The sequence below is a fragment of the Macrococcus equipercicus genome (assembly GCF_024205945.1).
Lineage (GTDB): Bacteria > Bacillota > Bacilli > Staphylococcales > Staphylococcaceae > Macrococcus > Macrococcus equipercicus.
The window spans coordinates 423,915-437,684 of sequence record NZ_CP073809.1 but is presented as its reverse complement, the minus strand read 5'-3'; the positions used below and the strand labels follow the sequence as shown (position 1 = coordinate 437,684).

The following is a 13,770-nucleotide window of genomic DNA, read 5'->3' as shown; positions in this document are numbered from 1 at the left end:
TAAGGCAGACTAAAGTCTACCTTATTATTATATAGCATGATGTTAAGCTTGTTGTCTTCTTCTTAATAATACGAACGCAAGTAACATCAGTGCAAGACCTACAACAGTGAAGATCACTGTACCGATACCACCTGTGTTAGGGATTTCAGTCTTTTTGTTGACGATTTCTTTAGGTGCAGCACTAGTTAACTGAGCCGCAGTAGGATCTGCATAGTAAGATGTTGCATTTACTGTGAATGATGTTTCAGGATTAGTCGGTAATGTATAACCTGCTGGTGCTGTTACCTCTTCAATTGTATAGTCAGTTGCACCTTTATTGTTAGAACCATCTGTACCGTAAGATAGTCCTTTCACTTCGAATGAACCATCTTTTTTAGAAGTGAATTTTGTTGCCGCATCTTTGCTGTCAACCCAAGTTGTATTCAACTTAGCATCTTGAACTAAATATTTACCGGCTGCATTTTTAACAACGAATACAGCTCCTTCAAGATTAGTACCTGAGCCATTTGTTTTAACAAACTTCTTACCACCAGTGTAAACGATAGGTGTATCAGTGGACGGTACTGTTGGCGGTGTCACTGGTGGATTCTGACCACCAGGCTCTGTCGTCGTACCATGACCGTTATCAAATGTTAATGTAGCATTATTTTGAATAGGTAATCCCATGACTGCTGTGTCATTGATGACTGTAGGAATGAAAATGTTCAGCTTAGCGGAATCTCCAGCAGCAGCTAACGCCTGACGGCCTGCATCAGTGAAATCTATTACTACTTTGCCATCAGGATTAGAAACAGTGTAGTTGTCTGCTGCAAGTTTAGTTCCATTTACTTCTACATAGACTTTATCAGTTCCTGCAAATGTTAATTGAGAAGCAATCGTATCTGTAACAGTAAACTTAGTATACTCATTGATACCTTTTGGTACTGACGGTTGGATGATCCAGTTGAAAGATTCGCCTACTGCAAATGAAGCTGATTTAGTACCATCTGCTTTGACGTCTTTATCAATCGTCGGTAAGTCTTGTAATGTATTTTTCGGGAATACATGTAAATCTGTAATGTAACCATTACCCGCTTCATTTGTAATCGGTAATTCAAGACCGAAAGGAACGGCGTTTGATGTTTTAACTGCAGTACTTACATCTTCAATGAACCAGTAGAAACCTTCAGCTAAGTTTGGAGCTGTCGTCGTACCATTTGCTGAAGTTTTAGCAGTTGTACCTAATTTAGCTCCCGCTAATCCTGTTACTTCTGACTCTGTATCAAAGCTGCCAGGTGCAGCTTTCATTGTTGCTAATTGTTCCGGAGTGACTTTCCAATAAGTAAATGAAATATTGGAGATTGGTTGAGAACCAGCTGGCGCTGTACCGTTAACTAACTGATCATAGGTTGCTCTTATTTCTGATGAACCGGTCACTTTGTGAATAGTCAAGTTAGTTGCAGGACTTGCTGCGAATGCTTTACCGAGCGGAGCTACTATACTTACTAGTAATGCTAATACTAAAAACAGGGACAAACGCTTAAATAATTTTGACATAAATGCCTCCTAATAATTTTATAATTTATTTATATTAATCCGCAGATGCGGCTTAATTCATATGTGCAAATTTTTTCCTTGAAAATAGTGACGCTATAATGACTAAGATGCCAATTATTGAAAACCACAAAGGTCCTGGCCCACCTGTATTTGGTAATACTGCTGAATTACTTTGGTTCGCTACCTTTACAACTACTTTAGTGGCAGATGTCACATCTATCTTCACAGGTGTTGTTTTCAGCTGGTATCCAGCTGGCGCCTTTGTTTCTACAAGTGTGTAACTACCAAGCGGCAATGCACTGAACAATGCCTTACCATCTGTGCCAGTCGTCAATGTCACTACTTTACCTGCCGAATCTCTCAGTTCAAAAGTAGCTCCAGCAAGCAACTTGCTTTCATCACCACTTTGATGTTTAACAACCTCAATAGAACCGAGCACTTTCTTATTGATAACCTTGAAGACATTGGTGCCTGAGTAAAGCACGCCGTCAACTTTGATGTCGCCGTTACTTGCAATAACAACCGTATACGTCTTTGGATCTTTGCTGTAATTGGTCGGTGCTGCAGTCTCAGTTAAGGTATACGTCCCTTTTTTCAGGTTATCGAATTTAACCAGACCGTTTGTACTGGAAGTCTGTGTCATAATCTTTCCAGTTGAATCTTTCAGTTCAAAAGTAGCACCGCCTAGTGGTGTATTAGAATCACTTAATTTATTGAAAGTGAAACTGTATACCGGACTTACTGCTCTAGCTTCAGGAACGGGATATTCTCTTAACAATGTAGAAGTTGCTGTTGGTTTCAAGGTTGTTGTACCATTCATTGGATACCATTGATTTTCAACAAAGCTGTCATCAGTCACACGCAATTTGACTTTATAGTTAATATTGACCCATTCACCTTTACCTAGAGTTAAACCGTTCAATTTAATTGTTCTTGTAACAGAATCGTAAGTCACGGTAACACCTGTTAATAATGTAGGATCAGATGCTGTTAATGTGTAATCTGATGCATCAAACACATTGTCCGAACCTAAATTTAAATCGTACATTGTGCCAATTGGATCGGACACTATGCCATTTGAGATACTGTTTGAAACATTTTGAGAAATAGTATTAAGTACATTAGAAATATTACTGGATGAGCCGGTAGTTTGATAAGCATAATCCTTTTTTGAAGCAATACTGTTTAATACATTGTAGAAGTCTTGTTTTGTTGCAGTAGTCCCATTACTATAAGTTTGATCATCCACATCAATACCTATAGAGAAGATATTTATATTAGGATTATTCGTCTTGTTTAATAAGGCTTGAGAAATGGTTGGCTGACCATGATTAGATACAGAGAAATTATTAACAATATATGGTGTCATTTGAAATGAAGTACCATTTCCTTTTATCGTTTCATTGAATTTAGTCATAGTTACTGCACTTGTACCATCTGTTCCTTGATAGCTTAACGTTGGCGCTCCATCAGTTAAAACAATCATTACTTTTTTAACAGCTTTTGAACTTTTTAATAAACTAATACCACTATTCAAGCCTGCTTGAGTAAATGTACCTCCACCCTGTCCACTTGGAACATAACTCGGGTATAATTTTGACTTAATTACATTAGGATCTCCAGAGAATCCCGCATTGAGTGTTGGCCTAATAGCAGAAGCATAGTTCACAACATCAATTCTAACTCGAGGATTTGTCGTACTATTGCTTCTAGTAACGTCATCTATGAATGTATTAATACTGCTTATCATATTCTGCCATCTAGAGATTCCATTAATAGATTCACTCATACTAGCTGAGTTATCTACTACAAGTACGATATCTAACGGATCGTCAGTTACACTGGCTCGTCCTTGGGTTTTTAAATCAATTGCATACTCATTAGTCACTGTAGTGGGTTGAGCAGCTTTCCATTGAAATGATTCATTATATTCAACAGGTTGTGGCACGCGATTACGGTATAATCCTCGCTCATCCCAACTCATATTAGATATTAATCCTTTATATGTAGGACTAGGTTCAACGATTTCCTTTCCTGTTCCAGGCGTACCACTTGAATCAGCAGCAAGTACAGTTGTTGTTGCTGTTTTCGAACCATTAGTAGAAACAGCTTCAGCAGTAATGACAGTTCCTGCACTTAAAGGACGATAGAGTTCAACGAAATATAATCCATCTGTTGATGCTTTTGTACTGCCAAGCACTGTCCCCATTGAATTTTTAATAGTAACCAAAGCGCCTGGTTCAGCTGTTCCCGTTACATACGTCTGATCGCTATAAATGTTATTTATAGTAATCGGCACCGAACTACTAACCGTAACGTTTGTTGGATCACTCACCCGTTTGTTTGATTCCGTAGAAGTAACACTCAAGACTGTCCCCGCTGACTGCTTAGGAATAGTTACTGAATAAGTCCCCGCACTATCAGCAGTAGCTGTTCCAAGTTCAGTCGTACCATTCATCACCTTAACAACAGCACCCGGAGCTGCCGTTCCTTTGACTGACGTGTCATAAATAGACACTGGTTTCACTGTAGGCGTTGCTGACTTTGCATTTAAAGTAAACGTGCCAGTCAAATTCATAGGATAATCACCTGAAGAATATAATGACCCTAGAGTTATTGAGTAACTGGACTGATTTGGGTTAGTGATAGGTGTTGAAAACTTAAACGTTGAATCGTTTGGATATAAATAAAAACTATTTGAATATGCACTTGCTCTTCCTTTTGTAATCGAAAGACTCTTCGAATAACTGTAAGAAGTGTTATTTAAATTCATAGAAGTCATATATTGTAAATTATTAACAACTATATTTTCCAAATTAGCAGTATATATATATCCTGTTTTATTTGTAATTGTCATTGTCCAGTCTATCTTTGATTGATCAGTAGCCATAACACCAGTTAATGTGGCTGAGAAACTACTGCCATAAGTATAAGTGTTACTTGTATACGTATAGTCGCTCGGTGTATAACTTGTAGCAGCTGCAGCCAACGTTGTTGGTGCAAGTGTTGGTGCCAGGCTAAAAGTTCTTAAGCTGAACGTTTTAGTTTTTGGTGGTGTATAAACAACAGAATCTTCTACAGGTGCTTTTACGACTGGTACATTAGTAGAAGCGCTTTTTGCATCCGGCATTTCCATCGCCGCTTCTTCTGTCGTCGCTTCTTCTGTCGTCGCTTCTTCTGTCGCCGCCTCTTCTGTTACCGGCTCTTCGGTCGTTGACTTCTCCGTCGTCGCTTCTTCTGTCATTGCTTCTTCCGTCGTCGTTTCTTCTGTCATTGCTTCTTCTGTCGTCGCTTCTTCCGTCGTCGCTTCTTCCGTCGTCGCTTCTTCCGTCGTCGCTTCTTCTGTCGTTGACTTCTCCGTCGTCGGCTCTTCTGTCGTTGACTTTTCCGTTGTCGCTTCTTCTGTTGTCGCTTTTTCTGTTGTCGGCTCTTCCGTCGTCGCTTCTTCCGTTGTCGTTTCTTCTGTCGTTGACTTCTCCGTCGTTGCCTCTTCCGTCGTCGCTTTTTCTGTCGTCGACTTCTCCGTTGTCGTTTCTTCTGTCGTTGACTTCTCCGTTGTCGCTTCTTCTGTTGTCGGCTCTTCTGTTGTCGGCTCTTCCGATTTCGTCAGCGCTATGTTATAGTCATTGATCTTTTTATCATATCCTTCAACATCTGGAACGCTTACTTCGTATGCAATTTTCTGTCCTTGTTCATCATTCAGAGGCAGTTGGTCGGCAACATATGTTTCAGCATTTTCATCCACTGTCATTGAGTCGACCGCTTCTTTCGTCGCCTGATTAACAAACTCAATCGTCAAAGGTTTACCGGTCTCATTGGTCACTGTCCCTTTGACTTCAGTCGTCATGTAAGTCTGCTCGATATCGAATTGATTGACCGTCGTCTTATAGTTACCAAGCGGCTCTGTCTTAACTTCATATTCAACCAGCTGGTTATCGACATTCAGCTTGTTCACATCTTTAAAAGTATAAGTCGTTTCATTCGAACTTATTGTCTGCTGCTGAACAACTGCACCTGAAGTTTTATTGATCAGCGAGATGACGACTGCTGGCTTCGTCACTGTTTCCGGCACGTTCTTATAGGCGATATTTCCTGTCACGTCCATCTTCTGATAGAACGTGTCGCTCGCCTGCATTTTCTGTCCTGCTACGGTCGTTGTCAATGAGAGTGTATAATTCGTATTGTCATCAAGTGTTTCAGTAGTCATTGCTATACTGATCGGCTGATCGATTTTACTAAGTTTCAGTACATACTTACTTTGATTCACGTCAGGTTTTGTGAGTTCAATACCTTTAGCATTTAACGCTTGTGCTAATTCTACTTCGTTAACTTTATGATGTCCTGCTAAAGTCAGCATGATAGTGTCGTTATCCAGTTTTTGACCTCGCTCATTAATCATTAAGCTCCAGTTCACTTTATTACTAATTTCCCCTTTTTCCTCTACTCGTATAACGTCGGCTTGATCAGTTTTGAGCGTTGTACTATCAGCCGAAACATCTTTCTGGAAATAATCTACAATAAACATATTCAACAACACGACTATTAGGGTGAATATTGTTACTTTTTTTATCATAATTTCCTCCATAATCGATTTTGCTTCTTGATATTACCATTTATTAATTTGCTATGGCAATACTTATTTCACAAAAAATTTTAATAAACTGATTTTATTATGAATTTTCATAAAGTTAAATTTTATTTAACATTTATATTTATTATATTAGCATAGTTATAAAATAATAATTTTTATTAAAATCTGCATAATTATCGTAAATTTAAAGTAGTGCCAATGTCTAAATTGTAATAATTCCATCTGTCATATTTTAATCTTAAAATATTTATCTGATTTTATAACTTTATAATTTATAAAATTTATTTTTGTTAACATTTGTTCTATTTTATTAATATATTTAGTCGCTTAAAGTTAATATATGAATTTTCAATTTATTTTCTGTATATTTATAACTAAACACAAAGATGGACTGCTGATTTTAAAACACATGCCTTTGTACAGCAGGCGATTTTTAGATCTCGTCATAGTCATCTGACTCATTACTCCAGACCTTATGACTTAAGTTTTCTGAAGCTTCCATTTATACTTGGACATAAGGAGATGATCATATGAAGGCGATGGCAATTGAGAAGTACGGCAGGAAAGTACCGCTTAAGTTAATGGAGTTACCGGTGCCGAAGATTGGCGCGCATGATGTACTTGTGGAAGTGTATGCTGCGAGTATCAATCCGGTTGACTACAAATTGCGCGATGGTCAGTTACGAATACTGAGAAGCTACAAGATGCCGCTTATTCTCGGCGGAGATTTTGCGGGTGTGGTGAAGCAGGTGGGCATGCATGTGACGAAGTTCAAAGAAGGTGATGCAGTATACGGCCGGGTTGAGGACGATAATTACGGGACATTTGCTGAATATGCAGTCATCAGTGAGAATAATCTTGCCTTGAAACCTGAAAGCCTGTCGTTTGTCGAAGCAGCTGCCATTCCGCTCGCCGGTCTGACTGCTTATCAGGCATTGACTGAGAAACTGCATGTCCAGCCTGGCGATCATGTGCTGATTCATGCAGGAGCAGGCGGTGTCGGCAGTTTTGCTGTACAGCTCGGCAAGGCACTCGGCGGTCATGTGACGACTACTGTCAGCAGTAAAGGCGAAGCACTCGCTAAAGAGCTCGGTGCAGATGAGCTGATCAACTATAAGGAAGTCGATTTCAGTGAACCAGCCGGTCGTTTTGACAGCGTATTTGATACCGTCGGCGGTAATACGACTAATCAGTCATTTAAAGCTGTGAAAGACGGCGGTCATGTGGTCTCTATAGCGGCTGTTCCGAATGCAAGATTTGCGGTCGAGAATAACCTCGGCTATTTGCGCCAGGGACTGTTTAAAGTAGCCGCTATGAAATACGAAAAATCCGCTAAAGAATACAACGCCCATTACAGCTATATGTTCATGCATCCAAGCGGCGAACAGCTGGAATATTTCAATGACCTCATTGCAGAAGGCAGACTCCGTCCAATCATCGACCGCGTCTTTCCGTTCAGTGAAACACAGAAAGCTTTAGACTACGTAGAGAACGGCAGTACTAAAGGGAAAGTTGTTATTCAGATGAAAGAATTAGATTAATATAAAGGAATTTTGGCCTTCAGGAACAGTTTGAAGGCCACTTCTCACCGATTTTCGTCAATTTTTTAGAATTTTGGCCTTCAGGAGCGGTTTGAAGGCCACTTCTCGCTAATTTCAACAGATTCTACAAAGTTTTGGCCTTCAGAATTTCCATTAAAAAATCTCTCATGACCAGGTCATGAGAGATTTCTCAATATTTCACTCTGTTTTTAGGATCTTCTCCGTATTTATTAGCTCCGCGTGTACCATCAAGCGCAAACATAATGATGAAAACAAGACTCATAACAAGCAGGACAGCTAACACAAGTAACGACGTTGTGACTACACCTGCAGGATTAGCTGCTTCCTGTAAAACGCTAAAAATAATGGCCCCTAAGCCTACCAGTGATACGATAATCGGCACAAGATTCACCCAGCCGTTAATGTTGATATCCTGAAGACGTCGTGCACCGACCGTAAAGTTAGGAACAAGCAGAATCAGTCCTGTGAGCCCTTGGACGACTTGAGAGACAGAACCCAGATCTTCTGTATTTCGGCCCATACTAGAATCGATAAAGCCGGCAAGCAGGCTCAGAACAATGGACAATGCTATATGTACCAGCACAGGAAACCAGTATTCTTTACGCCTCGCTCTCCCTTTCATCACAAATGCTTTCCGCCAGAAATTCAAATAAGCATCTTTAAACGACATTTCTCTCTCCAACATTACCACCCCTTATATATTATTCTATTTAATGGTAACATAAGCCGTATTTTCTTAATCTTAAAGTTTCCTTAAAAATTAAATACTGTTATCTTTATCAATCATCCGCCATTTCGGATAAGTTTTATGTTCATAGAAAATAAGCTGCGATATCAGCAGCACAAGAAGGAGTATCGGCACGCAGACGACGGCAGTGATAATGATTTCAGCAAGCAGTGAATCAGCAGGCAGAAATTGACCGATTGTATTAGCAAGCAGTGTGAAACTCATAAAGATAATCGGAAATCCGATGATATAAAGCGACCACCAGCCGTTCATCTTAAGATCCTGGAATCTTCTGAATGTGAGCGTTGCAGTCGGTACAATTAAGATGACTATCAGCAGCCATGTTAATTCATTACCATTAAACTTCACTTCAGTGCTCAATATATAGAAGTCAGTATGATAAGCTTCCCCGCTGATTCCTAGCAGTTTAGCGAGCAGCGGCATAATGAACCAGATGATGACGAGATGCAACAGAAAAGGTACATTGAACTCTTTCCTCGTCGCACCATCTCTTATATTCAAAGCATTCTTCCAGAACGCCATGTAAACTTCCGTCATCCCGCTGTCCTCCTATCTGCTTTCCTATTACCTGCACTGTAGCTGCTTAGTGAATAAACAGCATCAACAATTACATATTACCCATAAATCTCAATAATTTATCCTGAAGAATAAAATGACTATAAAAGCGTGAGGTGTTTTATTGCTGTAGTCTTATGGATGACTATTCTTTGAAATCTTAAAGTTACCTTAAATATACAATAATTTCATATATTTTACATAGGTTGTATAGTATGCTGAAAACAGTTAAAAGAAAAGAGGAAAACTTATGAAAAACTTAATTAAAATAGGACTTGCAACGTCATTATTATTTGCAGCAGCGCCCGTCGTTCATCACAGTGCAGCCGATGCCAAAACAGTCACTCCTTACTATAACTGGACCGGCTATACAGGAAGCAGCTATCAATTTGTGCTTGATAAACACTTCAAGAATGCGCTGTTGAACAGCAATGTGACAATTAATGGCTACAAAGTAGTGAAACAAGTGAAAGAAACCGATATTATGGCAGGCTTTGATCACTACTATGACATCGCAGCCACTAAAAAAATCAACAAAAAATACGCTCTGAAAAAATTTGATACAATCGCATTGAAATCCGCTAAAAATCAAATCTTCACCGTAATTCTTCCTGTCCAGAAAGGAAAAATCTCAATCAAGCAGTTCCAGCAGGTTTACGGCACAAACTTCAGCACTGAAGCAGAAACGTATTCAGAGCGCGGCGATATTATAGAATATACGTATTCTTATCAAACTAAAAACGGGACATTCGAAGCATTCTTCGATAAAAACAAAAAACTGACTGAGCTGTTCATCATCTCTGACGGCGGCATTGAATTCTAAATTTATTGTCATAAAAACAGCTTCCTTTTAACTCGGAAGCTGTTTTTAATATTAATAGTAACTCTTCTTCAATTCTTGACATCAACCATCTTCACCCGGCAGTCCTCCTACACTCTATCCTTCTTCTTCAGCATGAAGTCAGTTGGCAGCATGAGAATGATAGTAGATGTTATAACCGCGAGCGATACGGCGGTGCCCTCTATATTAAATAACAGCTCCCCTATCTTATTGTCATGAAGTTCTGTAAAGGCGTCATAAATTATAAATAGTAGAAATGCCGAATTAAATATTAGTGTAATCAGCATAATATTTTTATCGGTTAATCCGACGTCACGGAAGCGGCGTAGTGCACTGTTCGCAACTGCTGCAAATACAATGATGTAGAGCGGGATAAAGATAAACAGCAGTTCAATTGATAGGCCTTCCCCGTTGTTATAAAAGCTGTTCACTTTGACGAGCAGATAAGTGATCAAAAAACAGGCGGCTATTGAACTGAGTGCTGGAAACCAGTACTCAAAACGCGAATCTTTACCTTTTCCTGAAAATGCATGCAGCCAGAAATCATAGAAGCTATCTTTCACTTCTATCTCCCCTTTTCATTCACTTTTCGGTCGAGCAGTCTGATAAAGCTGTCAGCTGCATAGCTGAACGTTAAAAATACAATCACTATAAACAGCAGTCTCTCTGTCAATGATTCATCCGCCTCGGGTATGAGCACGATGACGAGCAGTGACAGCAGTAAATGCACGAGTAAATACAGAAAACATTTTTTGCCATGCTGCCAGCGGTCATATTCATTTCTGAATAAAGTCAAAGTCATCAAATTCAGCACGACTAATAATGACACGGGACTTTCTGCATTATTTAAGTCGAACGGCATGTAAGGTATGAGCATCAATAACAACATGTTAGAAAATAGCGAGACATAGAAATATCCCATCTTCAGTCCTCCATCGTACATATGTAATAAAAAGTATATTATTCTACTCATTGTATCACATCTTCTGCAATCGACTCATCAGTTTTCTGATATTTAAGAAAGATTAAGATTTTATCTTCAGCGGTGAAAACTGCTATGATAATGATATAAAACTTAGGGGTGATGAAATGGCGGAGAATGTGAATAATCAAGACTTCAATAGTACGTTTGACCAGGTGTTTAAAAGTGAATCAGAAAAAATCAGTGCGCAGTTGTCACAGAAGATTATGATTGCCTTAGTCGGTGACGTGAACAGCGGCAAGTCATCAACAAACTGATGCAGCAGGACATTGCCTCAGTCGGCGCAAAGCCCGGGGAAACAGTTGCTGTCAAAGAAATTCCGTATATGGATAATATTCTGTTTGTCGATACGCCGGGACTTGATGACGTGAATGCGGTGAATTCACAAGTCACACTTGATTACTACAAACAAGCGGATGTCATTCTGTTCTTCTTAAACGCTGCAGGCACTGTGCTGTCAGAGAATGAACTGAAGAACTTGAAAGATATCGCGAAAACGAACAAAGACATCATTATTGTGCTGAACAAGATCGATGCAGCTGATGATGTGCCTGAACAAGTGAAATATATTGAGGATAAAACAAAGAATCAATTTCTGATCGCTCCGATTTCCTCGCGCACCGGCGAGAATATCACTATGCTGCAGAAGCAGCTGCTGGACGTGCTGCAGAAGAAATCAAAAGACCTGCTGATGGGAAAGCACATGCAGGACAAAAGTCATATCGCTAATAAATGGATACTCGGTGCAGGAGTTTCAGCGACGGCAGTCGGTGCCCTACCTGTTCCGGGCTCTGACTTCGTTCCGCTGACGTCGATTCAGATCGGCATGATGCTGAAGCTTGCCAGTCTCTACGGCAAACCGTTATCGAAGGAAAATGCCCGTGAACTGATCATCGCGACCATCGTCGGCAACGCCGGCAAAGCAGCATTCCGCCAGCTTGTGAAGTTTATTCCGGGTGCCGGCTCTGTCATCGGTGCCAGCGTCGCCGGTGCCACGACTGTGTCACTCGGTTACGCCATGAAATATATGTATGAGCATGACATCGAGATCACTGATCAGCAGCTGACGCTTATTTACAATAAGTTTTTGAAAGAACAGAAGACTGAGTAATGATGTACGCGCCTGAGCATTTCTGCTCAGGTTTTTTCTTTGCCCAGCGGCTCATTCTGCTCCTCTCTTAGGCAATATTAAAAAATTGTTATTGTATTAATATGCTTATTTGCCTATAATAAAAATATTCAGAAAATATTGAAAATAATCTAAAATATGATACGGGGGAAATTGAATGAAAAAGAAAAGTCGTTTATTTTTAGCGTCATTAATTGCGGTATCAGGTTTTACAGCGGCATGTTCAGGCGGCAATAGTTCTGATAATAAGGATTCAGCTTCCGGCAAAGATAAGAAGCAAGTGCTGAATTTAGCATCACTGTCTGATATTCCGACGTTAGATACATCTCTTGCGACAGATATGGTCGCATTCAACGTATTCAATCAGGTGATGGAAGGTCTGTACACGCTTGATAATAAAGATAAAGCCGTGCCGGGTGTGGCAGAAGGCGATCCTGAGAAGTCTAAGGATGGCAAGACATGGACGATCAAGCTGCGTGATGATGCTAAATGGTCTAACGGTGACCCTGTGACGGCACAGGACTTTGTCTATTCATGGCAGCGCACTTTAGACCCTAAAACCGGCTCTGAATATGCTTATATCATGTATGACGTTAAAAACGCGGAAGACGTGAACTTAGGTAAGAAGAAACCTGAAGAACTAGGCGTTAAAGCACTGGATGATCATACGCTGCAAATCCAGCTGAACACGAATGTCCCTTATTTCCAGGAGCTCCTTGCTTTCGGTACGTTCAACCCGCAGAACAAGAAGTTCGTCGAGAAACAAGGTGAGAAGTACGGCACGACTGCACAAAGCACGTTATACAACGGTCCTTTCGTATTGTCAGAATGGAACCTCGAGAAAAACTATAAACTTAAGCCGAATAAAGAATACTGGGATAAAGATAAAGTGAAGCTGGATGAAGTCAACTACGACGTCATCAAAGACCAGCAGACAGCGGCGAACCTATATGACACCGGCAAACTGGATGTCGTCCAGTTGACTGCTGAACAAGTGGATAAATATAAAGACAAGAAAGAGTTCGACACTCAGCTTGAGGCACGCACTTATTTCATCCGCTTCAACCAGGACAAAGTGCCGGAACTGAAAAACAAGAACTTGCGTCTTGCTCTTGCTAAAGCAGTAGACAAAGATAAATATGTCCGCAACTTATTGAATAATGGTTCTGCGCCGACCGATGTCCTGACACCTAGTGAATTCGTCAGAGGTTCAGATGACAAAGATTATGTTAAAGGCGTGAGATCACCGCTGAACTATGACAAAGCAGAGGCGAAGAAATATTACGAACAAGCGAAGAAAGAACTTGGTAAAGATCACTTCGACTTTGAGTTTTTGACTTATGACCAGGATACCGCGAAGAAAGAATCCGAGTATGTTAAAGAACAGATTGAAAGCAACCTGCCGGGCGTCAAGCTGAAGATCAAGCAGCAGCCGTTCAAGCAGAAACTTGCACTCGAATACAAGCAGGACTACGAAATGTCGTTCGGCCGCTGGGGTGCAGATTATCCAGACCCGATGACTTACGTCGACCTCTTCTTATCTGACAGCCCGAACAACGAAATGGGCTGGAAGAACGCTGAATTCGACAAGAAAGTTAAAGACGCTAAAGGCCCGCTCCTTTCAGACCCGGATAAACGCTGGACAACACTGCAGGAAGCAGAATCTATCCTGCTCGAGGACGCAGCTATCTCTCCAATGTATCAAAGTGGTATGGCACGTCTTGTGAATTCTAAAGTAAAAGGTTTAGTGCTGCATAAGTTTGCCGGTGATACTTCACTGAAAAACGCTTATATTAAAGAGTAATAAAACAACAGGAAGGATGACA

Annotated in this window: 11 protein-coding genes; 5 read left to right on the top strand and 6 right to left on the bottom strand. The window is 40.3% G+C overall.

The genetic code is table 11. The features are described from left to right. Positions 1 to 42 precede the first annotated feature (42 nt). Together KFV11_RS02320 and KFV11_RS02315 are read right to left on the bottom strand one after the other, a co-directional pair. Positions 43 to 1,536 carry a SpaH/EbpB family LPXTG-anchored major pilin gene (locus KFV11_RS02320; RefSeq protein ID WP_254250257.1) on the bottom strand — a complete coding sequence of 498 codons (1,494 nt, stop codon included), beginning with the start codon at positions 1,534 to 1,536 and terminating at the stop codon, positions 43 to 45. A 52-nt stretch (positions 1,537 to 1,588) separates the two neighbouring features. Continuing rightward, positions 1,589 to 6,109, bottom strand: coding sequence for a SpaA isopeptide-forming pilin-related protein (locus tag KFV11_RS02315; protein ID WP_254250256.1), 4,521 nt, complete (start codon positions 6,107 to 6,109; stop codon positions 1,589 to 1,591). Positions 6,110 to 6,657: 548 nt separating this feature from the next. Between KFV11_RS02315 and KFV11_RS02310 the strand changes: the two genes are divergently transcribed. Then, positions 6,658 to 7,668: an NADP-dependent oxidoreductase gene (locus KFV11_RS02310; RefSeq protein ID WP_254250255.1), complete on the top strand. Its 1,011-nt coding sequence runs from the start codon at positions 6,658 to 6,660 to the stop codon at positions 7,666 to 7,668. 190 nt (positions 7,669 to 7,858) lie between these two features. Here the strand turns inward: KFV11_RS02310 and KFV11_RS02305 are convergent, their stop codons facing one another. Further along, positions 7,859 to 8,374 (bottom strand): DUF805 domain-containing protein, encoded by a 516-nt coding sequence (locus KFV11_RS02305; RefSeq protein WP_254250254.1) that lies wholly within the window; start codon positions 8,372 to 8,374, stop codon positions 7,859 to 7,861. Between the two features lie 75 nt (positions 8,375 to 8,449). Next, positions 8,450 to 8,974, bottom strand: coding sequence for a DUF805 domain-containing protein (locus tag KFV11_RS02300; protein ID WP_254250253.1), 525 nt, complete (start codon positions 8,972 to 8,974; stop codon positions 8,450 to 8,452). A gap of 268 nt (positions 8,975 to 9,242) precedes the next feature. On the opposite strand from KFV11_RS02300, the gene isaB reads away from it, so the two are divergent. Further along, complete coding sequence (gene isaB / locus KFV11_RS02295; RefSeq protein ID WP_254250252.1) at positions 9,243 to 9,815, top strand: immunodominant staphylococcal antigen IsaB family protein; 573 nt, start codon at positions 9,243 to 9,245, stop codon at positions 9,813 to 9,815. Positions 9,816 to 9,922: 107 nt separating this feature from the next. Here the strand turns inward: isaB and KFV11_RS02290 are convergent, their stop codons facing one another. Then, on the bottom strand, positions 9,923 to 10,396 hold the full coding sequence (locus KFV11_RS02290; protein WP_254250251.1) for a DUF805 domain-containing protein: 474 nt from the start codon (positions 10,394 to 10,396) through the stop codon (positions 9,923 to 9,925). Positions 10,397 to 10,398: 2 nt separating this feature from the next. Continuing rightward, complete coding sequence (locus tag KFV11_RS02285; protein WP_254250250.1) at positions 10,399 to 10,755, bottom strand: hypothetical protein; 357 nt, start codon at positions 10,753 to 10,755, stop codon at positions 10,399 to 10,401. A 167-nt stretch (positions 10,756 to 10,922) separates the two neighbouring features. Between KFV11_RS02285 and KFV11_RS02280 the strand changes: the two genes are divergently transcribed. From KFV11_RS02280 to KFV11_RS02270, 3 genes are all read left to right on the top strand, one after another. Further along, positions 10,923 to 11,072 carry a hypothetical protein gene (locus KFV11_RS02280; RefSeq protein WP_254250249.1) on the top strand — a complete coding sequence of 50 codons (150 nt, stop codon included), beginning with the start codon at positions 10,923 to 10,925 and terminating at the stop codon, positions 11,070 to 11,072. Further along, a complete protein-coding gene (locus KFV11_RS02275) occupies positions 11,072 to 11,926 on the top strand; it encodes a YcjF family protein (protein ID WP_254250248.1) in 855 nt (284 codons plus the stop codon). Before KFV11_RS02280 ends, KFV11_RS02275 begins: the two co-directional genes overlap by 1 nt. A 175-nt stretch (positions 11,927 to 12,101) precedes the next feature. After that, positions 12,102 to 13,748 (top strand): peptide ABC transporter substrate-binding protein, encoded by a 1,647-nt coding sequence (locus KFV11_RS02270; RefSeq protein WP_254250247.1) that lies wholly within the window; start codon positions 12,102 to 12,104, stop codon positions 13,746 to 13,748. Positions 13,749 to 13,770 lie beyond the last annotated feature (22 nt).